The sequence below is a fragment of the Pseudomonas sp. P5_109 genome (genome assembly GCF_034009455.1).
Lineage (GTDB): Bacteria > Pseudomonadota > Gammaproteobacteria > Pseudomonadales > Pseudomonadaceae > Aquipseudomonas.
Genome location: NZ_CP125380.1, coordinates 474,884 through 497,368, shown reverse-complemented (window position 1 = coordinate 497,368; position 22,485 = coordinate 474,884). Strand labels below are relative to the sequence as shown.

The following is a 22,485-nucleotide window of genomic DNA, read 5'->3' as shown; positions in this document are numbered from 1 at the left end:
GGAGCTGGCCCTTGAAAGCCCTCGACGAACTCACTTTCGATAATCGCTTCGACCGCTTGGGCGATGCGTTTTCCGCCCATGTGCTGCCCGAGCCCATCGACAATCCGCGCCTGGTCGTGGCCAGCCCCGCCGCCATGGCGCTGCTCGATCTCGACCCGGCCGTGGCCGAAACCCCAGAGTTCGCCGAACTGTTCAGCGGCCACAAGCTCTGGGCCGATGCAATCCCAAGGGCGATGGTCTATTCCGGGCATCAGTTCGGTTCCTACAACCCGCAGTTGGGCGACGGTCGCGGCCTGTTGCTGGGCGAGGTTTACAACGCAGCTGGCGAGCACTGGGACCTGCACCTCAAGGGCGCCGGCCAGACGCCGTTTTCACGCATGGGCGACGGCCGCGCGGTACTGCGTTCATCGATCCGCGAATTCCTCGCCTCCGAAGCACTGCACGCGCTGAATATCCCGACCACCCGCGCCCTGTGCGTGATCGGCTCCGACACCCCGGTGTGGCGCGAAAAGCAGGAGCGCGCGGCCATGGTCCTGCGCCTGGCACCAAGCCATGTGCGCTTTGGCCACTTCGAATATTTCTACTACACCAAACGTCCCGAGCAGCAGAAAGAGCTGGGTGACCACGTGCTGGCCATGCATTTCCCGCAGTGCCTGGAACAACCGGAACCGTACCTGGCGATGTTCCGTGAAGTGGTCGAGCGCAATGCCGAGCTGATTGCCAAGTGGCAGGCCTATGGTTTCTGTCACGGCGTGATGAACACCGACAACATGTCGATCCTCGGCATCACTTTCGACTTCGGCCCGTTCGCCTTCCTCGACGACTTCGACGCCAACTTCATCTGCAACCACTCCGACGACCAGGGCCGCTACTCCTTCAGCAACCAGGTGCCGATTGGCCAGTGGAACCTCAGCGCCCTGGCCCAGGCCCTGACGCCATTCATCAGCGTCGAAGCCCTGCGCGAAACCCTCGGCCTGTACCTGCCGCTGTTCCAGGCCCATTACCTGGACCTGATGCGCCGCCGCCTCGGCCTGACCACCGCGGAGGATGACGACCAGAAACTGCTGGAAAACCTGCTGCAACTGATGCAAAACAGCGGCGTCGACTACAGCCTGTTTTTCCGTCGCCTGGGTGAAGACGCACCGGAACAGGCCATCACCCGCTTACGTGATGACTTCATCGACCTCAAGGGCTTTGATGCCTGGGGCGAGCTCTATATCGCCCGAGTGGCCCGTGAAGGCACGCTTGATCAGGAGCAGCGCCGCCAGCGGATGCACGCGGTCAACCCACTGTACATCCTGCGCAACTACCTGGCGCAAAAGGCCATCGATGCGGCAGAAAGCGGCGACTACTCGGAAGTCCGCCGACTGCACGCGGTGCTGAGCAATCCGTTCGAGGAACAACCGGGAATGGAAGGCTACGCAGAGAGGCCGCCGGAATGGGGCAAGCATCTGGAGATCAGTTGTTCGTCGTGAGGCAGGTCAGATAAAGACTTCTACCGACACGCTGAAGCGCTCGGCCAACCAGCGGACTTGGCGCAGGTTGAGCTGACGCTTGCCACTCAGGATTTCGGACACGACCGACTGAGGACCAACGCCTGGCAGGTCGCTCTGGCTCAGGCCGTGTTCACGCATCAAGTAGCCAAGAATCTCGACCCCGCTAGGCTTTGGCATCGGGTGATGCTTATGGTCCCACTCCTCAATCCAGTCACCAATGATATCCACCAGGCTCATCAGCGGATGGGTCTCATCATCGCCGGTCATCTCGAGCAACTCGTCCAGAGCATGCGCCAGCAGGTCATAGTCATCTTCATTTTTCGGCTTTCGAAGCAGCGGTGAGACAAACTCCCAATGCTCGGCAGCTTTTTTGATCAGTACACTCATGCTTTTTCCTCCTTCCACTTGCCGCGTTCATATTCGCGATGATCCAGCACATGCTTGATATAAAGCTTTTGCGATCGATATCTGACAAAAGCTATCAACCGCAGCTTGTTGCCACCGATATCGAAAACATGAAGCTCACCTACCTTGTCGACAGCAGGGAATGTGGCTCTCATCGCCGCAAAATCCGACGGCTTGCTTCCTTTGGCTAATTGATACCAATGATCCAGCGCATTGGCTGCCATTGGCCATTTGGCCTTGGCTTCACGTACTCTTTTTCGGTGAGAACATGCATGCAACATCCTTATCGCATTTTGCGATGGGGAGTTAATCACAGATCAAAAATATCGCAAGTTGCGATAATCCGAAGTGGACCAGCGGTCTGGCCCGGCACGACTCAGCCTAGTTTTAACGCTGGACACTGCGCGATTGAAAACATGAGCAAACGTCTCCAACTAGGTGTTATCAGCTTCCCATTGGATATCACTCATGACCGACCCACTCCTCATCCCCTGCCCCCACTGCAACGGCCTCAACCGCATTCCCGCCGAGCGCCTCAACGACCATCCAAAATGCGGGCGCTGCAAGGCCGAAGTCCTGCTGAACAAGCCGTTTGAACTGAAGCAAGGCGACTACGCCAGCCAGATCAAGGGCGATCTGCCGCTGCTGGTGGACGTATGGGCGGACTGGTGCGGGCCGTGCAAGTCGTTTGCACCGGTGTTCGAGCAGGCCGCCGGGCAACTGGCGGGCAAGTGCCGACTGGCCAAGCTGGACAGCGAGGCGAACCAGCAGTTGTCGGCCCAATTGGGGATTCGCTCGATTCCGAGCCTGATACTGTTCAAGAACGGCCGGGAGATCGCCCGGCAGAGCGGGGCTTTCCCGTTACCGCAGTTGATGAGTTGGTTGCGTAGCCAGGGAATCTGAAGCCACCACCAATCAATGTGGGAGCGGGCTTGCTCCGGGCGGCGTTCCGACGAAGGCGTCGCGTCAGTCAACTTAGATGTTGAATGTAACGGCTTCTTCGCGAGCAAGCCCGCTCCCACATTTGTTTTGTGTTGTCAGCCCGGTTCAGGCGTTTTCCAGCAGGTTGTGCAACTCGACAAACTGCTGCGTCAGCTTGTGCCGTGGATCGAGATGGATCAGCGGCGTATTGGCCTGGTGGGATTCGCGCATGCGTACCGAGCTGGCCAGGTACACCGGCAACACCGGCAGGCCTTCGGCAATCAGTTCGTCGAGAATTTGCTGGGGCAGGCTGGCGCGGGCCTGGAATTGGTTGACGACGATGCCCTCGACTTCCAGACCTTCGTTATGGTCGTCCTTCAACTCTTCGATTTCCGCCATCAGTCCGTACAGTGCCTGGCGTGAAAAGCTGTCGCAATCGAAGGGAATCAACACACGATCGGCGGCAATCAATGCTGAAACCGCATAAAAATTCAGCGCTGGCGGGGTATCGAGGTAAATCCGGTCGTAGTCTTCGCTCAGCTCTTCAAGCAATTTACGCAGCTTGTTGATCTTGTGCTTGGCTTCAAGCTTTGGCTGCAAGTCCGCCAGTTCGGCGGTGGCGGTAATGACATGGAGGTTATCGAACGGGGTTTCGTAGATGTCGACCTGATTCTTTTTCGAGAACGGCCCGGAAGACAGCGTCTGCTTGAAGAAATCGGCGATGCCCATCGGGATGTCGCTACCAGTGAGCCCCGTCAGGTACTGAGTGGAGTTGGCCTGGGCGTCGAGGTCCACCAACAGGGTGCGAAAACCCTCGCTGGCACTGACCGCCGCCAGATTACAGGCAATGCTGGATTTACCAACGCCACCTTTCTGATTGAACACCACGCGCCGCATGTCAAAACCTCCGCGTATCAAAGAATGACCGAGTGTAGTGGTCCACGGTGTTGCTTCGCTACCTCGCCGGCAAAGGGACTACACAGTCAGTTGCCTTCTCTTGCTTGAAAAGCCCTGGACACCCCGCTGGTTTGTCGCCGGAACCGACAGACGGGGAAATATTCTTGTGAATAATTACCAGTCATCCAATTTTTTCGAGCCAGCCGCTTCATCTTGCTGAGCAAAATGTAACCAGCATTTGCTACACGTTCCCGGCACCGGGATAATGCGCGCCACTCGGCGCCAGACGCCACGCAGGGTGAGTCTCGGTTCTCGGCCACTCCCCCGCGTCAAGTAAGCCCGTGAGGGTGGGATGAATGTCTGTGATCAACTTCAACATCGCCCAATGGCGCGCCTGGGCCCCCGGGCTTGATAGCGTGAACGATTGGCAGGCCTGGAGCCGACAACCGGTCGTGCTGCCGGACAGCGATGCCGCTCCCGACGTTTCGTTCCTGCCAGCCATGCAGCGTCGGCGGCTCAGCCGCCTGGCACGAATGGCATTCAGTGTCGGCTGGCCATTGGCCGAAGGTCGGCAGGATCTGCCATTGGTCTTTGTTTCCCGTCATGGCGAAACGCCCCGCACCGTCGACATTCTCCGTGATCTGGCCGCCGATCAGCCGTTGTCGCCGACCCAGTTCAGCTTGTCCGTGCATAACGCCATTATTGGTTTGTGGTCGATCATGCGCGGTGAAACCAGCGAAATGACGGCCCTGGCTGCCGCAGGCGATGGCCTGGAACACGGCATGCTGGAAGCTGCCGCGCTACTGGCTGAAGGCGCTCACGCGGTATTGCTGGTGGTCACCGAAGAGCAGCCGCCCGAGGCTTACTCGACCTGGATCGACGACGTGCCTTTCCCCTATGCGGTCGGTCTGCTGATCACTCCCGGCACCGACTGGCGGTTGTCCCTGAACAGGCCCACGGATGCGTTGTCCAAACCCCGCTGGCCACACGCGCTGAATCTGTTGCGTACGTTGCTCGGCCAGCAAACCACCTGCCAACATGCCTGGAAAAATCGTGTATGGACCTGGCAACGCAACCCGTGACCGAGAAAAACCGCGACGCCTATTACTGGCGCTTGCTGGCCACCGCCGCGAGCTTTGCCCTGTTCGGGTTGGGCGGGCTGTGCCTGCGCCTGGTGATTTTCCCTGTGCTGAACTGCCTGCCGGGCGACGCCCGGACCCATCGACTGCGGGCCCGGCAGACGGTCAGCGGCTGCTTCTGGATTTTTGTGCGCTTCATGGCCCGCACCGGGGTGCTGACCTACACCATTGATGGCGCGGAAAAACTCGGTCGTCCCGGGCAAATGATCATTGCCAATCACCCGTCGCTGATCGATGTGGTGTTTCTGATCGGCCTGGTGCGTCACGCCAACTGCGTGGTCAAGCAAAGCCTCTGGGAAAACCCCTTTACCCGCGGACCGTTGCGCTGCACCGAATACATCAGCAATGACGGCAGCATGGACATGCTCGACGCCGCTGCCGACGCGCTGAAAGAAGGCCAGACCCTGATCATTTTCCCCGAAGGTACGCGCACCCAGCCCGGCCAGGCGCCGGCCTTTCATCGGGGCGGTGCGGCAATCGCCCTGCGTGGTGCGAAAATCCTCACCCCGGTCATTATCAAGGTCAGCCCGACCACACTGACCAAGGCCGAGCCCTGGTATCGCATCCCCAAGCGGCGCGTGCACTTCAGTTTCCGGGTCGGTGCGGATATAGACCCGCAGACCTTCGCCACGCAGGGGCCGGCTCCGCAAGCCTCGCGCAAGCTCAACGATTATCTACATTCTTACTTTATTAAGGAGCTCGCCGAAGATGAGCGATCTGCACCGTGATATCAAAATGCTTATCATCGACGCCCTTGGCCTGGAAGACATCAGTGCCGACGACATCGACAATGACCAGACCCTGTTCGGCGAAGGCCTGGGCCTGGACTCGGTAGACGCCCTGGAACTGGGCCTGGCCATCCAGAAAAAGTACGGCATCAAAATCGATGCCGATGCCAAGGACACCCGTAATCACTTCAGTAACGTGGCGAGCCTTGCGGCGTTCGTCACCGCAAAACAGGCAGCTTGAGACCGGACCATGCAAACTCGTGATGACATTTTCAACACCCTGCGCGATGCCCTGGTCGAGCTCTTCGAGCTGGACCCCGAGCGTGTGAGCCTGGAGTCCAACCTGTATCAGGACCTTGAAATCGACAGCATCGACGCAGTCGACCTGATTGATCACATCAAACGCCAGACCGGCAAGAAAATCGCCGCCGAAGAATTCAAATCGGTGCGTACCGTCAGTGACGTGGTCGAGGCGGTCTACCGTCTGGTTCAACCGGCCGCATGAGTCGAATGATCGGCCTGGGCCTGCTGCTGGCAGGCCTTTTGTATCCCTTTGCGGTGTATTTCGGCATGGAGCATTTCGCCCCCTGGCAGTTCGGCTTGCTGCTGGGCGGACTGTGGCTGGCCCGGGCGCTGACCGGCAAACGGCAGCCTGGCAGCCTGTGGATGGCGGTGGTGGCCATCGTGTTCTGTCTGTTGCTGGCACTGTTCGACAGCCCGGCGCTGTTGCGCTGGTATCCGGTGTTGATCAGCAGCTTCATGCTGGTGCTGTTCGGATCGAGCCTGACATTCGGCCCACCGATAGTCGAACGCCTGGCCCGGGTACGCGAACCGCAATTGCCGGCCGAGGGCATTCGCTATACCCGCCAGGTGACCGTCGCCTGGAGCGTCTTTTTTCTTTGCAACGGTTTGTGTGCCGCCGCCCTGACCCTCTGGGCGCCGCTGAGCTGGTGGACCTTGTACACCGGCCTGATTTCCTACGGCTTGATAGGCCTGATGTTTGCCATCGAATGGCTCATACGACAAAGGGTACGAGGCCGCCCATGAATTGGATAAAACTTGAGCACCTGCTGCTCAAGGCTCAGCCCGAGCGCGCCGTAACGACTGCTCCGGCACTGGATCACGCCCGACTGTGCGAACAGGCGCTGCGCCTGGCTGCCGGCTTGCAGGCCCGGGGGGTACGGCAGATGGCCGTGCACCTTGAGGATGCCGCCGACCTCGCGGTCGCGCTGATTGGCGCCTGGCGTGCCGGGGTCAGCGTGCTGCTGCCGTCCGACCTGCAAGCGCAGACCCGCCAACGCTGGTCAGGCGAAGTCGATCTATGGCTGAGCGACCAGCCCGACGATGCGCACCTTGGCGATTTCCAGCAGCCGCCACTCGGTGCCGCCGCGCTGGACCTGGATAACTGCCGACTCAGCCTGTGCACCTCCGGCTCCAGCGGCGAACCCAAGCGCATCGAAAAGAACCTGCGCCAACTGGCCAATGAAGTCGAAGCCCTGGAACAGCTGTGGGGCGCCGACCTGGGCCCGGCGTGCATCATCGGCAGCGTCGCCACCCAGCACATCTACGGCCTGCTGTTTCGGGTGTTGTGGCCGCTGTGCGCCGGACGCCCGTTCGTACGTCGGCAGTTGGCCTTTCCGGAAGACCTGCAACGCGCCAGCCGCGAGCACCCGGCCTTCGCCTGGGTGGCCAGTCCGGCGCTGCTCAAGCGCATGGGCGACAACCTCGACTGGCCTGCCCTGAGCTGCGTACGTCGAGTGTTTTCCTCGGGCGGCGCATTGCCGGTCGAGGCCGCACAGGACCTGCATGAGCGCCTGGGGCAATGGCCAACGGAAATTTTCGGCAGTTCGGAAACCGGCGGCATCGCCTGGCGTCAGGGCGCTGAACTCTGGCGGCCGTTTGCGGGTGTCACGCTGACCCAAGACATTGATGACGCGCTGCTGATCGCTTCACCCTACTTGCCTGTCGGCCACGTCGAACACACTGCCGATTCAGCGCACATCGCCGTCGATGGTCGCTTCGAATTGCTTGGACGACTGGACCGGATCGTCAAACTGGAAGAAAAACGCATCTCGCTGCCGATGCTGGAACAAGCCCTGATGGCCCACGACTGGGTTGCTGAGGCGCGTCTGGGGGTCGTCCAGGAAAACCGCGCCTCGCTCGGCGTATTGCTGGTTCTGACTGAATCCGGCCTGCATGCCCTGCGCAATCAAGGCCGACGCACCGTCACCGAGCAATTGCGCCAACACCTGAGCCAACACTGCGAAGCCCTGGCCCTGCCAAGACGCTGGCGCCTGCTGCGCCAACTGCCGCTGAACACTCAGGGCAAACTGCCCCAGGCCGACGTCGATGCCCTGCTGCTGACACCCCGTCCCAAAGCCCCGGAGGTGCTGGAGCAAGTCGAAAGCAATGGCGAGTGGAGCCTGCAACTGGCCGTGCCACCGGACCTGGCCTATTTCAGCGGTCATTTCCCCAAGGCGCCGGTGTTGCCTGGCGTGGTGCAGGTGGACTGGGCGCTGAGCCTGGGCCGGCAACTGATGAACCTGCCGGAAAAATTCGCCGGCATGGAGGTCTTGAAATTCCAGCAACTGGTGCGCCCGGGCGATGAAATCCAGCTGCACCTGCGCTTCGACCCGGCACGCGGCAAATTGTATTTCGCCTATCGCAACGAAACCGCCACCTGCTCAAGCGGACGGATCTTGCTGGAGACGGCGCATGCATAACCTGTGGCAAACAGGCTTTTTGTGGCGAGGGAGCTTGCTCCCGTTGGGCTGCGAAGCAGCCCCAAAGCCACTTGATGCTGATTGCATGGCGAGTGCTGCGCACTCGAACGGGAGCAAGCTCCCTCGCCACAGCAAGCTCCCTCGCCACAAGGGTTTTGTGGAGGTTTCAGCGCATGCATAGTCCCTGCGCCATCGTCCCGGTGTACAACCACGAAGACGCGATCACCACGGTGGTCGACGCGTTGATCACCAGCCATCTGCCCTGCATTCTGGTGGACGACGCCAGCAGCCCGCGCTGTGCCCGGGTACTCGATCGCCTGGCTCAACGTGAAATGGTGTACCTGATCCGCCTGGCCGAAAACCAGGGCAAGGGTGGCGCGGTCATGACCGGCTTGCGTGAAGCTTCGCGCCTGGGCTTCAGCCATGCCTTGCAGGTGGATGCCGATGGCCAGCACGATTTGCAGGACATCAAACGCTTCATCGAACAATCACGCCGCCACCCACAGGCGGTGATTTGCGGCTATCCGCAATATGACGCCAGCGTGCCGAAAGGCCGTTTGTATGCACGCTACCTGACTCACGTCATGGTCTGGATCAACACCCTGTCGTTGCAGATTCGCGACTCCATGTGCGGCTTCCGGGTCTATCCGCTGCCCCCGGTGCTTGACCTGATCGAGTCAGCGAAAATCGGCAAGCGCATGGACTTCGACTCGGACATCCTCGTGCGCCTGGCCTGGCGCAATCAGCCGATGTCATGGCTGCAAACCAAAGTCCATTACCCGCTGGACGGCGTTTCGCATTTTCGTATGTTCCACGACAACGTGCTGATTTCCAGCATGCACACGCGGCTGTTCTTCGGCATGTTGCTGCGTGCGCCAGTGATCCTCTGGCGACGGTGGCGGGCATGAGCGCAGATAAGCAGCACTGGGCCGACCGCGAAGAGCGCGGCAGTTTCTGGCTGATGAAACTCACCGCCTTCGGCGCCAAAGTGCTGGGCCGTCGAGTACTCAGTCCAGTGCTGTACGGCATCGTCCTGTACTTTTTCCTGTTCGGCCGCAGCGCCCGCCACAGTGCCTGGCAATACCAGCAACGCCTGGCCGACTGGAGCGGTCGCAACGAATTGCGCCCGAGCCATTGGCGGGTGTTCGGCCAGTTCATGGCTTTCGCCGATTCCATGCTCGACAAACTCGACGTGTGGAACGGCAAGCTGAGCATCGAACAAATCGAAATCATCGACCCGGCACTGCTGCGCGACCAGTTGCGCGGAGCCCGCGGGCAGATGCTGGTGGGCGCACACCTGGGCAATCTGGAAGTCTGCCGCGCACTGGCGGAAATCGGCGAGAAAGTCACGATGAACGTGCTGGTGCACACCAAGCACGCCGAACAGTTCAACCGTTTGCTGGGCGAAGCCGGCGCGACCAACCTGCGGCTGATTCAGGTCAGCGAACTCGACCCCGGGGTCATGCTGCAACTGAGCGAACGCCTGGAGCGCGGCGAGTGGCTGGCGATTGCCGGTGATCGCGTGCCGCTGCATGGCGGGCGCAGCATGACCGTGGACTTCCTCGGTCATCCGGCCAGGTTCCCCCAGGGCCCGTGGCTGCTGGCCGGCCTGCTCAAATGCCCGATCAACCTGCTGCTGTGCCTGAAAAAGCCCGACGGCGACTATCGACTGACCATTGAACCCTTCGCTGATGCAATCACCTGGAAGCGCAGCGACCGCGAACAGGTCATTCATCAGTGGGCGTCCCGCTACGCCGAACGCTTGGGTCACTATTGCCTTGAAGCGCCCCAACAATGGTTCAACTTTTACCCTTTCTGGAAGACCGATGACGACGCCAACGCTTGAGCCGGTAACCTTCGGCGAACGCCCTTTGCGCATTGAAGACGTGCTGGCCGTGACCAACCGCAAAGTGCCGACGCAGTTGCAAAGCGATCCCGCCTACCGCGAGCGCATCGCCAAGGGTGCGCGTTTTCTCGACTCTCTGCTGGACAAGGAAGGCGTGATCTATGGCGTGACCACCGGTTACGGCGACTCCTGCGTGGTCGCGGTGCCGCTGCATCACGTCGAGGCGCTGCCCCGTCATCTGTACACCTTCCACGGCTGCGGCCTGGGCAAACTGCTCGACGCCCAGGCCACCCGCGCGGTACTGGCGGCGCGTTTGCAGTCGTTGTGCCACGGTGTTTCCGGGGTGCGTGTAGAGCTGCTGGAGCGCCTGCAGGCGTTCCTCGAACACGACATCCTGCCGCTGATTCCGGAGGAAGGTTCGGTGGGCGCCAGTGGTGACCTGACGCCGCTGTCGTACGTTGCCGCCACGCTGTCCGGCGAACGCGAAGTGATGTTCCGCGGCGAACGCCGGCAAGCCGCCGACGTGCATCGCGAACTTGGTTGGCAGCCACTGGTGTTGCGTCCCAAAGAAGCCCTGGCATTGATGAACGGCACCGCCGTGATGACCGGCCTGGCCTGTCTGGCTTATGCCCGCGCCGATTACCTGCTGCAACTGGCCACGCGCATCACCGCGCTGAACGTGGTCGCCCTGCAGGGCAACCCGGAGCACTTCGACGAGCGCCTGTTCGCGGCCAAGCCACATCCGGGGCAGATGCAGGTCGCCGCGTGGTTGCGCAAGGACCTGGCCATCGACGCGCCGACCGCGCCGCTGCATCGCCTGCAAGACCGCTATTCCCTGCGCTGCGCGCCCCATGTGCTGGGCGTGCTGGCCGACAGCCTGAACTGGCTGCGTTCGTTCATCGAAATCGAACTCAACAGCGCCAACGACAATCCGATCATCGACGCCGAAGCCGAACGCGTGCTGCACGGCGGGCACTTCTACGGCGGGCACATCGCCTTCGCCATGGACAGCCTGAAAAACCTCGTGGCCAACGTCGCCGACCTGCTGGATCGGCAACTCGCCCTGCTGGTGGATGAGCGCTATAACCATGGTTTGCCGAGCAACCTGTCCGGCGCCACGGCTGACCGCGCCATGCTCAATCACGGCTTCAAGGCGGTGCAGATCGGCACCAGTGCCTGGACCGCCGAAGCGCTGAAGAACACCATGCCGGCCAGCGTCTTCTCGCGCTCCACCGAATGCCACAACCAGGACAAGGTCAGCATGGGCACCATCGCCGCCCGGGATGCGATCCGCGTGCTGGAACTCACCGAACAGGTGGCGGCCGCTACGCTGCTGGCGGCCAACCAGGGCGTCTGGCTGCGTGGCCAGGCTGAAGATGCACGACCGCTGCCACCCGCTTTGGCCGCCATGCACGAAGAACTGGCCAAGGATTTCCCGCCGGTCATCGAAGACCGCGCGCTGGAAGGCGAATTGCGCCTGTGCCTGCAACGCATCGCCGAACAACACTGGAGGCTGCATGCGTAGCAAGGGATTCCTGCACACCGACACGGAAATCGTCGTCCCCTTCTTTGACGTCGACAGCATGCACGTGGTCTGGCACGGCCATTACGTCAAATACCTGGAAGTCGCCCGCTGCGCGCTGCTGGACAGGATCGGCCACAACTACACCGCGATGAGCGAGTCAGGCTACGCGTGGCCGGTCATCGACCTGCAATTGCGCTACGTGCGCGGCGCGGTGTTCGGCCAGACACTCAACGTGCGCGCCAACCTGGTGGAGTGGGAGAACCGCTTGAAGATCAACTACCTGATCAGCGATCTGCAAACCGGTGAACGCCTGACCCGGGCCATGTCGGTGCAAGTCGCCGTCGACCTCGCCAGCCGCGAGATGCAACTGACCTCGCCGAAAGTGTTCACCGACGCGGTTGAGAGGGCCCTGCCATGATGTCCTGCGCCCCCCGTCCTCCTGTAGGAGCGAGCCTGCTCGCGATGGTCGTTAACGATGACGCTGGGCACCTGACACCCCGTGGCGCCCTCAGGTTTTTCGCGAGCAAGCTCGCTCCTACAGTTTTCTGCGTGCTACTGGGCATTCCTGGACTGGCCCATGCCTTCGACCTGCAACAACTCAGTGATCAACTGGCCAAGCCCGAGGTGATCCACGGCAACTTCATCCAGGAAAAACACCTGCGTGCCCTGCCCCAGCCGCTGACCAGCAAGGGCACGTTCGTCCTGGCGAAGAACCACGGCCTGTTGTGGCTGTTGAAAACGCCCTTGCAACAGGACTACCGCATCAGCACCAAAGGCATTGCCCGGCGTGACGGCAGTGTCTGGCAGATGCTGCCGGGCAAAAGCGCCGGTGCCGAGCAGAACCGTTTGTTCCTCGCCGTGCTGCAGGGCGACAGCAGTGGCCTGCAACGGGATTTCGAACTGTCCCTGAGCGGCGACGCACAGAACTGGAAGCTCACACTGGTGCCGCGCTCGATGCTGCTCAAGCAGGTGTTCAACCAGATCTACATTACCGGCGCAGAACTGGTGCACAGCATCGAACTGCTCGAAACCCAGGGCGACAGTACGTTATTGCGCATGCAGGACAGCACCAGCGCCCAACCGTTGAGCGACGCGGAGCAGCATGACTTTGCCGAGTGAACGGTGGTTGCCACGGCTGTTCCTGATCCTGCTGCTGGCAGTACTGGCGCTCGCCGGCTGGCAATGGCGTGACGGCGCGCCACTGTCGGCGAACCTGATGGAACTGGTGCCCGGCACGGCGCCCGATGCCCTGGAACTGCGCGCCGAACAACGCATGCAAGAGCCGCTGAATCGCGAAATGCTGGTGCTGGTCGGTCATACCGATCGCCAGCAGGCCGTCGCCATGGCGCAGACACTCGGCGAGCAATGGCAGGCCAGCGGCTTGTTCGAAAAGGTCCAGTGGACCCTGCAAGCGGACTTGCCGGCACTGCGCACGCAGTTGCTGCAAGGTCGCCTGGCGATGCTCTCGGCGGCGGACCGGCAACTGCTGATCGAACACCCCGACACCTTCATCCAGCAACGGGTGCAGGCGTTGTTCGACCCGTTCAATGGTTACAGCCTGGTGCCGAGCCAGGACGACTGGCTGGGCCTGACCGGGCGTATCCAGAACAGCCAGCCACAACGCGGTTCCGTGCAACTGGACATCGGCAGCGGCGCTCTGGTCGCCGATGCCGATGGCAAGAGCTGGGTGCTGCTGCGCGCGCGCACCACCGGTAACGCCTTCGACATGAACCTGCCACTGCAGGTGGCCGACTTGCTCAAGCACAGCCGCGAAGAAGCCGCCCGGCATGAAGTGCAACTGCTCGCCGCCAGTGGCTTGCTGTACGCGGCCAACGGGCAACAGCAGGCCACCCGGGAAATGACCTGGGTCGGTGGTGGTGCCACCGTCGGGATTCTGTTGCTGCTGCTGTTGGCCTTCCGGCGCTGGCGCGTGTTGCTGGCCTTCGTGCCGGTGCTGGTCGGGATGCTCTTCGGCGCGGTGGCCTGCGTGGCGTTGTTCGGCCATATGCACGTGATGACGCTGGTGCTGGGCTCGAGCCTGATCGGTGTCGCGGTCGACTATCCGCTGCACTACCTGTCCAAGAGCTGGAGCCTCAAGCCCTGGCACAGCTGGCCCGCCCTGCGCCTGACCTTGCCCGGGTTGACCCTGAGCCTGATCACCAGCGGCATCGGTTACCTGGCCCTGGCCTGGACACCCTTCCCGGCGCTGACCCAGATTGCCGCGTTCTCTGCCGCCGGTTTGCTCGGTGCCTATCTGTCCGCCGTGTGCCTGCTGCCGGCCTTGCTCAAGGGGGTAGACCTGCGCCCGGCGCAATGGCCATTGCAGGTGTCCGAGTTTTTGCTGGGCTGCCGTGAAGCCCTGCTCAAGCAGCTGAAAACACCGGTCTTGCTGGCACTGCTGATCGCCTTTTGCGTGGGAGGCCTGTTGCAGCTGAACAGCAAGAACGACATTCGCCAGTGGATCAGCGCACCACAACAATTGACCGACGAAGCTCGCACCATTGCGCGGATCACCGGCTATCAACCCACCAGCCAGTTCTTCCTGATACGCGCCGACAATCAGCAGCAACTGCTCGAACGCCAGACCGCCCTGAGCGAACGACTGGATCAATTGATCGGCCTGGAAAAGCTCCAGGGTTATCTGTCGCTCAATCAGTTGGTCAGCCCGCCAAGCGAACAGCAGCAGGTGCGTGCAGCATTGAACAAACTGCCAACGTTCTGGCAACCCTTGCTCGACGTCGGCGTGCCGGCCGAGGCACTGCAAACAGAGCTGACGAAGCTACAGGCACTGCCTGTCGAGGACATCGATGCTGCGTTGGCCGGCCCGCTGGCAGAGCCCTACCGGCCCCTGTGGCTGGGGCCGACCGATGACGGCGTGGCGGCGATGGTCAGTCTGCAAGGCATCAACAACCCGGCCCTGCTGCGGCTCCAGGGCGAGGACTTACCCGGCGTGACACTGGTGGATCGACTGGGTGAATTGAACAACGTCTTCGCGGCTACCCAAATCAGTGCCGCCGAATTGAAGCTCGCCTCCTGCGTGCTGATCGTGCTGGTGCTGATCCTGCCGTTCGGCCTCGGCGGTGCGTTGCGTATCGTGTCCCTGCCGCTGCTGGCGGCATTGTGCAGCCTGGCCAGCCTCGGCTGGCTCGGGCAGCCGTTGACCCTGTTCAGTCTGTTCGGGCTGTTGCTGGTAACGGCGATCAGCGTCGATTATGCGATCCTGATGCGCGAACAGGTCGGTGGCGCGGCCGTGAGCCTGCTCGGCACCCTGCTGGCGGCGTTGACCACCTGGCTGTCGTTCGGCCTGCTGGCGGTATCGAGTACCCCGGCGGTGAGCAACTTCGGACTGTCGGTGAGCCTGGGCCTGATCTTCAGCTTCCTGCTCGCGCCGTGGGCCGGTCGACAGGCACAGGGCGCTACGGTCGTGGAGCGTGCAGCGTGATGGTGGTTCTGTTCTGGGCGATGGCGTTGGCGTTGTTCGCCGTGGCGACCCGTGTCGGCCGGCATTTCGGTCTGATTCCCATCGTCAGCCAGTTGCTGCTGGCGACCCTCGGCTTGCCGCTGCTGATGTATTTCTGGATCGAGCCGCAATGGCAATTGAGCGGTGCGCTGCTGGTGTCGCCGGGCTGGCTGAAGAACCTCTACAGCCTGAGCTTTGCCCTGTTGCTGGGCTACATCCTCAGCGATGTGATCGACCTGCACCTGGATCGCCAGAGCCTGAAGATCGCCCTGCCCAGCTTTTGCATTCCGTTTGCCTGCGGCCTGGCCACGGCCGTCTGGTTGTTGCCGGCGCAACCGTGGATCAGCTCGCTGGCCGTCGGCCTGTTGTTCGCCATTACCGCAATTCCGGTGCTGTACCTGTACCTGCGGCACATCGATTACCCACCCGCCGCCACCCGGCGCCTGGTGCAGACCGCGATCCTTATCGACCTCGCCTGCTGGACCCTCTTCGGCCTCGCCCAGGGCAGCCTGCACCTGAGCAGCCTGTTGCTGCCCCTGGCCGGCGCCTGCCTGCCGGTGCTGCTACGGCTGCTCGGTTTGCGCCAGACATGGCTTTACAGCCTGTGCTTTTTCGCCCTGCTGGTCGTGGCCGAGCACTACAAGCTCAATGCGCTGATTTTCGGCATCGGCTATGTGCTGATCATGGCCGCGCTGAAAGCACCCTTGGTCCTGCCGCTGCCGGCCATCTGGATGAGCCGTTTACAGACGTACATCGCCATCCCGCTGATCCTCACGTTCGGCATCGTGCAGATCAACGTGCACAGCGCGATCGACAGCCTCGGCTGGGTGCAACTGTTGGCCCTGCTGCTGTTGCCGATGCTGAGCAAACTGCTGGGTAACTGGCTCGGCCTCGGCTGGGCCGGTGCCTCGTTCACGGGCGCCAGTCGCTGGCGGGAAAGTGTGCTGCTGAACATCCGCGGCTTGAGCGAGATCGTTTTTCTCAACCTGCTGCTGCAACAGCAACTCATCAGCCCGCCGCTGTACTTTGCCCTGATGCTGATGGGCCTGATCGCTACACTGCTGCCAGCCCTGACCGGTATGCACCGAATCCCCCTGAAAACCGCTGTCCCGGCAAGGAGCCCTCATGCCAACCGTTGAAAAGGAATGCCGCCAGGTCGTGGTCATCGGCGCCGGCCCTTCCGGTGCCATCGCCGCTGCGTTGCTCAAGCGCAAGGGGCACGATGTGCTGGTGATCGAGCGCCAGCATTTCCCACGGTTTTCCATCGGTGAGAGCCTGTTGGCACACTGCCTGGACTTCGTCGAAGAAGCGGGCATGCTCGACGCCGTCAACGCGGCGGGTTTCCAGCTGAAAACCGGTGCCGCGTTTGCCTGGGGCGAGCGCTACAGCGCGTTCGATTTCAGCGAGACGTTCAGCCACGGCAAATCGACGACCTTTCAGGTCCAGCGCGCCGATTTCGATAAGCTGCTGGCCGATCAGGCCGCGCTGCAAGGCGTGGAGATCCGCTATGGCGAAAGCATCGTCAGCGTCGACATTGCCCCGGAAAAACCGCAGCTTGGCGTGCGCCGCGAAGACGGCAGCGAGTACCGCATCGCAGCTGATTTCCTGCTCGATGCCAGTGGTTACGGCCGCGTGCTGCCGCGCTTGCTCGACCTCGAGGCGCCGTCGAACTTCCCGGTGCGCCAGGCGGTTTTCACTCACGTCGAGGACCGCATCGACCACCCTGCCTTCGACCGCAGCAAGATCCTCGTGACCACTCATCCGACCCTGCGCGACGTGTGGTTCTGGACCATCCCGTTCAGCAACGGGCGCTGCTCGGTCGGCGTGGTCGCCGCCGAGGAACGTTTCGCCGGCCGCAGCGACAATCTGGACCAGTGCCTGCGCAGCTTCATTGCCGAGACGCCCAGCCTGGCCAGCGTGTTGCAAAATGCGCAGTGGGACACCGAGGCCCGGACCATCGGCGGTTACTCGGCCAACGTCAAAACCCTGCACGGTCCGGGCTTCGCGCTGCTAGGCAATGCCGCGGAATTCCTCGACCCGGTGTTCTCCTCCGGCGTGACCATCGCCATGCGGTCGGCGAGCATGGCCGCCGGGGTGTTGCACCGCCAGCTGCAAGGCGAAGCCGTCGACTGGCAGACCGAGTTCGCCGAACCGCTCAAGCGCGGCGTCGACACGTTCCGTTGCTACGTCGAAGGCTGGTACGCCGGGACCTTCCAGGATGTGATTTTCCATGAGGGCAGCTCAAAGGAAATTCGCGGGATGATCAGCTCCATCCTTGCCGGATATGCCTGGGACCCGCGCAACCCGTTCGTCAGCGAAGCCAGGCGCCGGTTGAAGGTGATATCGGAATTCTGTGCAAGGGAAGCCTCATGAACTACTTGAGCGACAACTACGTCGAAGAAACCCGTTTCGGGTTGTGGTTCCTGCGCAGCCGGATCTGGCAACACTATGTGCTGCGGTTGGCGATCGACGATTTGCGCGGCCTGTTCAGCGACACGCCGCCCGCTGAGGCGGTACTGCTGGATGCCGGTTGTGGTCAGGGCAAGTCATTCGCACTGCTGCGCCAGGCCTTTGCGCCCGGTCGCCTGATTGGCCTCGATGCCGATCCCCACAGCCTGGAGCAGAGCCGCGCAGAAGCGGCCCGCCAGGGCATGGAAGTGGAGTTGCTCGGCGGCGACTGCGCCAGCCTCGACCTGCCGGACGCCAGTATCGACCTGCTGTTCTGTCACCAGACCTTCCATCACCTGGTGGAACAGCAACAGACACTGGCCGAGTTCTACCGTGTGCTCAAGCCCGGCGGTTATCTGCTGTTCGCCGAATCCACCGAGGCCTACATTGATACCTGGGTGATCCGCTGGCTATTCCGCCACCCCATGCACGTGCAGAAAAGCGCGGCGCAGTATCTGCAAATGATTCGCCAGCAGGGTTTCGAATTTACCGCGCAAAACGTGTCTTATCCGTACCTGTGGTGGAGTCGCGCCAAGGATTTCGGCCTGCTCGAACACTTGGGTGTGTGCAAACCAAAACCCTTTGGCCAACGGGAAGAAACCCTGGTCAATGTGGTGGCGCGCAAACCTTTTGAAGGAACTGTGTGATGTTCATTGCCAGTCGCTTGAAACATCAAACCTGTGGGAGCGGGCTTGCTCGCGAAAGCGGTGGGTCAGTCAACATTGATGTCGAATGTATCGCCGCCATCGCGAGCAAGCTCGCTCCTACAGGGGTAGCGGGCATGCTGAAATTTCTGTTACTCGCCACAACCCTGCTCCTGAGCGCCTGCGCCGGTCGGGCCCCACTGCCCGAGAAAAATCCGGACCTGCCGTTGCCGCTGCAACTGCACATCCAGCTCCTGCAGCCCGACGACCGCCAGGACTGGGTACTGGTGATCCAGCGCGAGGAATCGGGGATTCGCTGGTCGATGATGGACCTGTTGGGCATTCCCCAGGCCCGGCAGAAATTGATCGACAAAACCTGGGAGTCCGATGGCTTCCTGCCGCCCAATCCGCGAGCCCGCGAGCTGTTCGCGGCGCTGCTGTTTGCGTTGACACCAAAAGATGAACTGGCGGCCAACTATCCCGACGCCTGGCAGCACGGCACACAACGATCCCTGCCCGAGCGCTGGGACATTCGCTACGCACAACCACATAATTTCGAATTGAAGTTTCCGAAAGGCCCGACTTATCAAGTCACCCCCCTCAGCGGTGAAGCGCCATGACGGCTTACCTCAATGCCCTCGGTTTGGTCTGCGCGCTGGGCCGCGACAAGCAGGAAGTTGCCCGCAACCTGTTTGCCGGCGACTGCTCCGGCATGCGCGACACCGCCGGATGGGTACCGGAACGCTCGTTGCCGGTCGGCGCGGTCCAGGGCACATTGGCAACCCTTCCAGCCGACATGTCGCGTCATCACAGTCGCAACAATCAGTTGTTGCTGGAAGCCACGCTGCAAATCCGCCCGGGCATCGACAGTGCAATCCAGACCTACGGCCGCGACCGCATCGGTGTGGTGCTGGGTACCAGCACCTCGGGTATCGACGAGGCCAGCCAGGGCCTGGCGCATTACCTGCGCGACAAGCAGTTCCCGCCTGAGTACGACTACCAGCAACAGGAACTCGGTGCGCCGGCAAACTTCCTCACCGAGTGGCTGCAATTGAGTGGGCCGGCCTATGTCATTTCCACGGCTTGCACCTCCAGTGCCCGAGCCCTGATCAGCGCCCAGCGCCTGTTGGACCTGGGCATTTGCGACGCGGTGCTGTGTGGCGGAGTCGATACCCTGTGCAAGCTGACCCTCAATGGTTTTTCGGCGCTGGAGGCCGTCTCGGAACAACGCTGTAATCCGTTTTCGGTGAACCGCAACGGCATCAACATTGGCGAAGCGGCGGTGCTGTTCCTGATGACCAGAGATGCCGGCGACAGCCCGCCGATTGCCTTACTCGGCAGTGGCGCCAGCTCCGATGCACATCACATTTCCGCCCCGGAGCCGACGGGTCGAGGCGCCCTGCAGGCGATGCGCAAAGCCTTGGGCCGCGCCAACCTGCAACCGGAACAGATCGCTTATCTGAACCTGCACGGCACCGCTACCCAACACAACGACGCCATGGAAAGCCACGCCGTGGCGACGCTGTTCCCGGCCGGCGTGTCCTGCTCCTCGAGCAAACCGATGACCGGCCACACCCTCGGCGCCGCCGGGGCGCTGGAAGCGGCGTTCTGCTGGTTGAGCCTGAGCCCGGACAATCGCGAGCATGCCTTGCCGCCGCACGTCTGGGACGAGCAGCCCGATCCCGAACTGCCGCCGCTGCAATGGGTGACCCCGGCCACGCGCCTGACGTCCATTGCACCCCGCTACCTGATGAGCAATTCCTTCGCCTTCGGTGGCAACAACGTCAGCCTGATTATCGGAGACGCCCCATGATTGACTGGCCGCTCGCCGAACTGCTGCCCCACGCTGGCGACATGATCCTTATCGATCAGATCCTGGCGTTCGATGAAGAGCAGATTTACACCCGCCTGACCGTCAAGCCCGATGGCCTGTTCAATCTCCCCGACGGCAGCCTGCCGGCCTGGGTCGGCATTGAACTGATGGCCCAGAGCGTGGCCGCCTTCGCCGGTTGCCATGCACGCCAGCGCGGCGATGCGGTGGAATTGGGTTTCCTGCTCGGCAGCCGCAAGTTCGAATGCAACGTCGAAAGTTTTCCGGCCGGTACCGAGCTGACCATCCACGGCATTCGCTCCCTGGAAGACGATAACGGCATGGGCGTGTTCGAATGCCACATCAACGCCCCCGGCATTCACGTTACCGCCCGTCTGAACGTGTATCGCCCACCCCAGGCCGCTCAATATCTCCATGAACCCGAAGGAGTCCAGTCATGACTGAATTCGTACTGGTCACCGGTTCCAGCCGTGGCATCGGCCGCGCCATCGCCTTGCGCCTGGCCCAGGCTGGGCACGACATCGTGCTGCATTGCCGCAACGGCCTGGCCGACGCCGAAGCCGTCAAGGCCGAAGTCGAGGCCTTGGGTCGTCGTGCGCGCGTCCTGCAGTTCGACGTGGCCGACCGCGCCCGCTGCAAGGAAATTCTCGAAGCCGACGTGGAAACCCACGGCGCCTATTACGGCGTGGTGCTCAATGCCGGGCTGACCCGCGACGGTGCCTTTCCGGCCCTAAGCGAGGACGATTGGGATGTGGTCATGCGCACCAACCTCGACGGCTTCTACAACGTACTGCACCCGGTGATGATGCCGATGATCAGGCGCCGCGCCACCGGGCGGATTGTCTGCATCACCTCGGTGTCGGGGCTGATCGGCAACCGTGGCCAGGTCAACTACAGCGCCTCCAAGGCTGGATTGATCGGCGCGGCCAAGGCATTGGCGATCGAGCTGGGCAAGCGCAAAATCACCGTTAACTGTGTCGCACCCGGCCTGATCGACACAGCCATGCTCGACGAAAACGTGCCGGTGGAAGAACTGATGAAAATGATCCCCGCACAACGCATGGGCACCCCTGAAGAGGTGGCCGGCGCGGTGAATTTCCTGATGTCGGCGGAAGCCTCGTACATCACCCGGCAGGTTCTGGCCGTCAACGGAGGCCTGTGCTGATGAAGCGCGTCGTCGTCACCGGCATGGCCGGCATCACCTCACTGGGCAGCGACTGGGACACCATCGCCGGCAACTTCGCGGCCAACCGCAGCGGCATCCGCCGGATGGACGAGTGGGATCGTTTTACCGAACTCAACACACGCCTGGCCGGCCCCATCGATGACTTCAAGGTGCCCAGCCACTGGACCCGCAAGCAACTGCGCAGCATGGGCCGGGTTTCACGGCTTGCTGTGGGCGCAGCGGAAATGGCCCTGGCCGACGCCGGCCTGTTGAGCGACGAGTCGATCAAGGACGGGCGCATGGGCGTCGCGTGCGGCTCCTCCACCGGCAGCACCGACGAGATCAAGGCGTTCGGCAACATGCTGCTCAACTCGGTGGCCGAAGGCCTGAACGCCAACTCCTACGTGCGCATGATGCCGCACACCACGGCAGCCAATATCAGCATCTTCTTCGGCCTCACCGGGCGCCTGATCCCGACCTCCAGCGCCTGCACCAGCGGCAGCCAGGGCATCGGCTATGCCTACGAGGCAATCAAGTTTGGCCGCCTGCCGCTGATGCTCGCCGGCGGCGCCGAAGAACTGTGCCCGACCGAAGCCATGGTCTTCGATGCGCTCTACGCCACCAGCCTGAAAAACGACACCCCACAACGCAGCCCGCGCCCTTACGACACCGCACGCGATGGCCTGGTGATCGGCGAAGGCGGCGGCATGCTGGTGCTCGAAGAACTGGAACATGCGCTGGCGCGCGGCGCCCACATCCACGCCGAGATCGTCGGATTCGGCAGCAACGCCGACGGCCAGCACACCACCCGTCCCGAACAAATCACCATGCGCCGAGCCATGGAACTGGCCCTGGAAGATGCCGGGCTGAAACCGTCGGACATCGGCTACGTCAACGGCCACGGCACCGCCACCGAACAGGGCGACATCGCCGAAACCCTGGCCACCAGCAGCCTGTTCGGCGAACGCATGCCGATCAGTTCGCAGAAAAGCTTCCTCGGCCACACCCTCGGTGCCTGCGGTGCGCTGGAGTCCTGGTTCAGCATCGAAATGATGAACCGCGACCTCTACGCCCACACCTTCAACCTCGACGAAGTCGACCCGCATTGCGGCAAGCTCGACTACCTGCGCGGCGAGTTTCGGCAGATGAAAAATCAGTATGTGATGAACAATAACTTTGCGTTTGGCGGGGTGAATACTTCGCTGATTTTCAAGCGCTGGTCCATGCAATCGGGAGCTGGCTTGCCAGCGGCATAAC

The 22,485-nt window shown here is 62.1% G+C and carries 25 protein-coding genes; 22 read left to right on the top strand and 3 right to left on the bottom strand.

From position 1 onward, the window contains the following. Window positions 1-11: 11 nt before the first annotated feature. On the top strand, window positions 12-1,475 hold the full coding sequence (selO, locus tag QMK54_RS02190) for a protein adenylyltransferase SelO (protein WP_320401972.1): 1,464 nt from the start codon (window positions 12-14) through the stop codon (window positions 1,473-1,475). 6 nt (window positions 1,476-1,481) lie between these two features. Here selO and QMK54_RS02185 read toward each other — a convergent pair whose 3' ends face one another. Then, a complete protein-coding gene (locus tag QMK54_RS02185) occupies window positions 1,482-1,883 on the bottom strand; it encodes a helix-turn-helix domain-containing protein (protein WP_223591814.1) in 402 nt (133 codons plus the stop codon). Further along, window positions 1,880-2,125, bottom strand: coding sequence for a type II toxin-antitoxin system HigB family toxin (locus QMK54_RS02180; protein ID WP_411740844.1), 246 nt, complete (start codon window positions 2,123-2,125; stop codon window positions 1,880-1,882). The genes QMK54_RS02185 and QMK54_RS02180 overlap by 4 nt, the downstream gene beginning before the upstream one ends. A gap of 244 nt (window positions 2,126-2,369) precedes the next feature. On the opposite strand from QMK54_RS02180, the gene trxC reads away from it, so the two are divergent. Next, complete coding sequence (gene trxC / locus QMK54_RS02175; RefSeq protein WP_108230706.1) at window positions 2,370-2,804, top strand: thioredoxin TrxC; 435 nt, start codon at window positions 2,370-2,372, stop codon at window positions 2,802-2,804. 144 nt (window positions 2,805-2,948) lie between these two features. Here the strand turns inward: trxC and QMK54_RS02170 are convergent, their stop codons facing one another. Beyond that, on the bottom strand, window positions 2,949-3,719 hold the full coding sequence (locus tag QMK54_RS02170) for a ParA family protein (RefSeq protein WP_015093167.1): 771 nt from the start codon (window positions 3,717-3,719) through the stop codon (window positions 2,949-2,951). Window positions 3,720-4,075: 356 nt separating this feature from the next. Here QMK54_RS02170 and QMK54_RS02165 point away from each other — a divergent pair, with 356 nt between their 5' ends. From QMK54_RS02165 to QMK54_RS02070, 20 genes are all read left to right on the top strand, one after another. Continuing rightward, window positions 4,076-4,801, top strand: coding sequence for a beta-ketoacyl synthase chain length factor (locus QMK54_RS02165; protein ID WP_320401971.1), 726 nt, complete (start codon window positions 4,076-4,078; stop codon window positions 4,799-4,801). After that, entirely contained in the window at window positions 4,777-5,586 is an 810-nt protein-coding gene (locus tag QMK54_RS02160; RefSeq protein ID WP_320401970.1) for a lysophospholipid acyltransferase family protein, read from the top strand. The genes QMK54_RS02165 and QMK54_RS02160 overlap by 25 nt, the downstream gene beginning before the upstream one ends. Next, window positions 5,567-5,827: a phosphopantetheine-binding protein gene (locus tag QMK54_RS02155; protein ID WP_110659670.1), complete on the top strand. Its 261-nt coding sequence runs from the start codon at window positions 5,567-5,569 to the stop codon at window positions 5,825-5,827. Before QMK54_RS02160 ends, QMK54_RS02155 begins: the two co-directional genes overlap by 20 nt. Window positions 5,828-5,836: 9 nt before the next feature. Continuing rightward, on the top strand, window positions 5,837-6,091 hold the full coding sequence (locus tag QMK54_RS02150; RefSeq protein ID WP_007992314.1) for an acyl carrier protein: 255 nt from the start codon (window positions 5,837-5,839) through the stop codon (window positions 6,089-6,091). Then, on the top strand, window positions 6,088-6,633 hold the full coding sequence (locus QMK54_RS02145; protein ID WP_110659669.1) for a hypothetical protein: 546 nt from the start codon (window positions 6,088-6,090) through the stop codon (window positions 6,631-6,633). The genes QMK54_RS02150 and QMK54_RS02145 overlap by 4 nt, the downstream gene beginning before the upstream one ends. Then, window positions 6,630-8,309 carry an AMP-binding protein gene (locus QMK54_RS02140; RefSeq protein ID WP_320401969.1) on the top strand — a complete coding sequence of 560 codons (1,680 nt, stop codon included), beginning with the start codon at window positions 6,630-6,632 and terminating at the stop codon, window positions 8,307-8,309. Before QMK54_RS02145 ends, QMK54_RS02140 begins: the two co-directional genes overlap by 4 nt. Window positions 8,310-8,482: 173 nt before the next feature. Beyond that, window positions 8,483-9,217, top strand: a complete 735-nt coding sequence (locus QMK54_RS02135) for a glycosyltransferase family 2 protein (RefSeq protein ID WP_110663307.1) — start codon at window positions 8,483-8,485, stop codon at window positions 9,215-9,217. After that, a complete protein-coding gene (locus tag QMK54_RS02130) occupies window positions 9,214-10,155 on the top strand; it encodes a glycosyl transferase (protein ID WP_320401968.1) in 942 nt (313 codons plus the stop codon). Before QMK54_RS02135 ends, QMK54_RS02130 begins: the two co-directional genes overlap by 4 nt. Further along, entirely contained in the window at window positions 10,136-11,680 is a 1,545-nt protein-coding gene (locus QMK54_RS02125) for an HAL/PAL/TAL family ammonia-lyase (RefSeq protein ID WP_223591803.1), read from the top strand. The genes QMK54_RS02130 and QMK54_RS02125 overlap by 20 nt, the downstream gene beginning before the upstream one ends. Next, window positions 11,673-12,098, top strand: coding sequence for an acyl-CoA thioesterase (locus QMK54_RS02120; protein WP_223591795.1), 426 nt, complete (start codon window positions 11,673-11,675; stop codon window positions 12,096-12,098). The genes QMK54_RS02125 and QMK54_RS02120 overlap by 8 nt, the downstream gene beginning before the upstream one ends. Then, window positions 12,095-12,799, top strand: coding sequence for an outer membrane lipoprotein carrier protein LolA (locus tag QMK54_RS02115; protein ID WP_320401967.1), 705 nt, complete (start codon window positions 12,095-12,097; stop codon window positions 12,797-12,799). The genes QMK54_RS02120 and QMK54_RS02115 overlap by 4 nt, the downstream gene beginning before the upstream one ends. Next, window positions 12,783-15,122 (top strand): MMPL family transporter, encoded by a 2,340-nt coding sequence (locus tag QMK54_RS02110; protein WP_320401966.1) that lies wholly within the window; start codon window positions 12,783-12,785, stop codon window positions 15,120-15,122. The genes QMK54_RS02115 and QMK54_RS02110 overlap by 17 nt, the downstream gene beginning before the upstream one ends. Beyond that, the gene (locus QMK54_RS02105) at window positions 15,122-16,279 is read left to right on the top strand and encodes a sodium:proton antiporter (protein ID WP_110660656.1); all 1,158 of its coding nucleotides are present in this window, start codon (window positions 15,122-15,124) and stop codon (window positions 16,277-16,279) included. The genes QMK54_RS02110 and QMK54_RS02105 overlap by 1 nt, the downstream gene beginning before the upstream one ends. Further along, entirely contained in the window at window positions 16,266-17,513 is a 1,248-nt protein-coding gene (locus tag QMK54_RS02100) for an NAD(P)/FAD-dependent oxidoreductase (protein WP_320401965.1), read from the top strand. Before QMK54_RS02105 ends, QMK54_RS02100 begins: the two co-directional genes overlap by 14 nt. Next, window positions 17,510-18,235 (top strand): class I SAM-dependent methyltransferase, encoded by a 726-nt coding sequence (locus QMK54_RS02095; RefSeq protein ID WP_320401964.1) that lies wholly within the window; start codon window positions 17,510-17,512, stop codon window positions 18,233-18,235. Before QMK54_RS02100 ends, QMK54_RS02095 begins: the two co-directional genes overlap by 4 nt. Next, window positions 18,235-18,852, top strand: coding sequence for a hypothetical protein (locus tag QMK54_RS02090; RefSeq protein WP_181432076.1), 618 nt, complete (start codon window positions 18,235-18,237; stop codon window positions 18,850-18,852). Before QMK54_RS02095 ends, QMK54_RS02090 begins: the two co-directional genes overlap by 1 nt. Next, window positions 18,849-20,045 (top strand): beta-ketoacyl-[acyl-carrier-protein] synthase family protein, encoded by a 1,197-nt coding sequence (locus QMK54_RS02085; protein ID WP_223591773.1) that lies wholly within the window; start codon window positions 18,849-18,851, stop codon window positions 20,043-20,045. Before QMK54_RS02090 ends, QMK54_RS02085 begins: the two co-directional genes overlap by 4 nt. Continuing rightward, window positions 20,042-20,503 (top strand): hotdog family protein, encoded by a 462-nt coding sequence (locus QMK54_RS02080; RefSeq protein ID WP_110660651.1) that lies wholly within the window; start codon window positions 20,042-20,044, stop codon window positions 20,501-20,503. The genes QMK54_RS02085 and QMK54_RS02080 overlap by 4 nt, the downstream gene beginning before the upstream one ends. Continuing rightward, window positions 20,500-21,228, top strand: a complete 729-nt coding sequence (gene fabG, locus QMK54_RS02075) for a 3-oxoacyl-ACP reductase FabG (RefSeq protein ID WP_110660650.1) — start codon at window positions 20,500-20,502, stop codon at window positions 21,226-21,228. The genes QMK54_RS02080 and fabG overlap by 4 nt, the downstream gene beginning before the upstream one ends. Next, window positions 21,228-22,484: a beta-ketoacyl-ACP synthase gene (locus QMK54_RS02070; protein ID WP_320401963.1), complete on the top strand. Its 1,257-nt coding sequence runs from the start codon at window positions 21,228-21,230 to the stop codon at window positions 22,482-22,484. Before fabG ends, QMK54_RS02070 begins: the two co-directional genes overlap by 1 nt. Window position 22,485 lies beyond the last annotated feature (1 nt).

Excerpts from the sequence above, each read along its gene's own strand:
- QMK54_RS02185 (WP_223591814.1), bottom strand. The coding sequence starts at position 1,883 with ATGAGTGTACTGATCAAAAAAGCTGCCGAGCATTGGGAGTTTGTCTCA.
- QMK54_RS02180 (WP_411740844.1), bottom strand. The coding sequence starts at position 2,125 with ATGGCAGCCAATGCGCTGGATCATTGGTATCAATTAGCCAAAGGAAGC.
- trxC (WP_108230706.1), top strand. The coding sequence starts at position 2,370 with ATGACCGACCCACTCCTCATCCCCTGCCCCCACTGCAACGGCCTCAAC.
- QMK54_RS02170 (WP_015093167.1), bottom strand. The coding sequence starts at position 3,719 with ATGCGGCGCGTGGTGTTCAATCAGAAAGGTGGCGTTGGTAAATCCAGC.
- QMK54_RS02165 (WP_320401971.1), top strand. The coding sequence starts at position 4,076 with ATGTCTGTGATCAACTTCAACATCGCCCAATGGCGCGCCTGGGCCCCC.
- QMK54_RS02160 (WP_320401970.1), top strand. The coding sequence starts at position 4,777 with ATGGACCTGGCAACGCAACCCGTGACCGAGAAAAACCGCGACGCCTAT.
- QMK54_RS02155 (WP_110659670.1), top strand. The coding sequence starts at position 5,567 with ATGAGCGATCTGCACCGTGATATCAAAATGCTTATCATCGACGCCCTT.
- QMK54_RS02150 (WP_007992314.1), top strand. The coding sequence starts at position 5,837 with ATGCAAACTCGTGATGACATTTTCAACACCCTGCGCGATGCCCTGGTC.
- QMK54_RS02145 (WP_110659669.1), top strand. The coding sequence starts at position 6,088 with ATGAGTCGAATGATCGGCCTGGGCCTGCTGCTGGCAGGCCTTTTGTAT.
- QMK54_RS02140 (WP_320401969.1), top strand. The coding sequence starts at position 6,630 with ATGAATTGGATAAAACTTGAGCACCTGCTGCTCAAGGCTCAGCCCGAG.
- QMK54_RS02135 (WP_110663307.1), top strand. The coding sequence starts at position 8,483 with ATGCATAGTCCCTGCGCCATCGTCCCGGTGTACAACCACGAAGACGCG.
- QMK54_RS02130 (WP_320401968.1), top strand. The coding sequence starts at position 9,214 with ATGAGCGCAGATAAGCAGCACTGGGCCGACCGCGAAGAGCGCGGCAGT.
- QMK54_RS02125 (WP_223591803.1), top strand. The coding sequence starts at position 10,136 with ATGACGACGCCAACGCTTGAGCCGGTAACCTTCGGCGAACGCCCTTTG.
- QMK54_RS02120 (WP_223591795.1), top strand. The coding sequence starts at position 11,673 with ATGCGTAGCAAGGGATTCCTGCACACCGACACGGAAATCGTCGTCCCC.
- QMK54_RS02115 (WP_320401967.1), top strand. The coding sequence starts at position 12,095 with ATGATGTCCTGCGCCCCCCGTCCTCCTGTAGGAGCGAGCCTGCTCGCG.
- QMK54_RS02110 (WP_320401966.1), top strand. The coding sequence starts at position 12,783 with ATGACTTTGCCGAGTGAACGGTGGTTGCCACGGCTGTTCCTGATCCTG.
- QMK54_RS02105 (WP_110660656.1), top strand. The coding sequence starts at position 15,122 with ATGGTGGTTCTGTTCTGGGCGATGGCGTTGGCGTTGTTCGCCGTGGCG.
- QMK54_RS02100 (WP_320401965.1), top strand. The coding sequence starts at position 16,266 with ATGCCAACCGTTGAAAAGGAATGCCGCCAGGTCGTGGTCATCGGCGCC.
- QMK54_RS02095 (WP_320401964.1), top strand. The coding sequence starts at position 17,510 with ATGAACTACTTGAGCGACAACTACGTCGAAGAAACCCGTTTCGGGTTG.
- QMK54_RS02090 (WP_181432076.1), top strand. The coding sequence starts at position 18,235 with ATGTTCATTGCCAGTCGCTTGAAACATCAAACCTGTGGGAGCGGGCTT.
- QMK54_RS02085 (WP_223591773.1), top strand. The coding sequence starts at position 18,849 with ATGACGGCTTACCTCAATGCCCTCGGTTTGGTCTGCGCGCTGGGCCGC.
- QMK54_RS02080 (WP_110660651.1), top strand. The coding sequence starts at position 20,042 with ATGATTGACTGGCCGCTCGCCGAACTGCTGCCCCACGCTGGCGACATG.
- fabG (WP_110660650.1), top strand. The coding sequence starts at position 20,500 with ATGACTGAATTCGTACTGGTCACCGGTTCCAGCCGTGGCATCGGCCGC.
- QMK54_RS02070 (WP_320401963.1), top strand. The coding sequence starts at position 21,228 with ATGAAGCGCGTCGTCGTCACCGGCATGGCCGGCATCACCTCACTGGGC.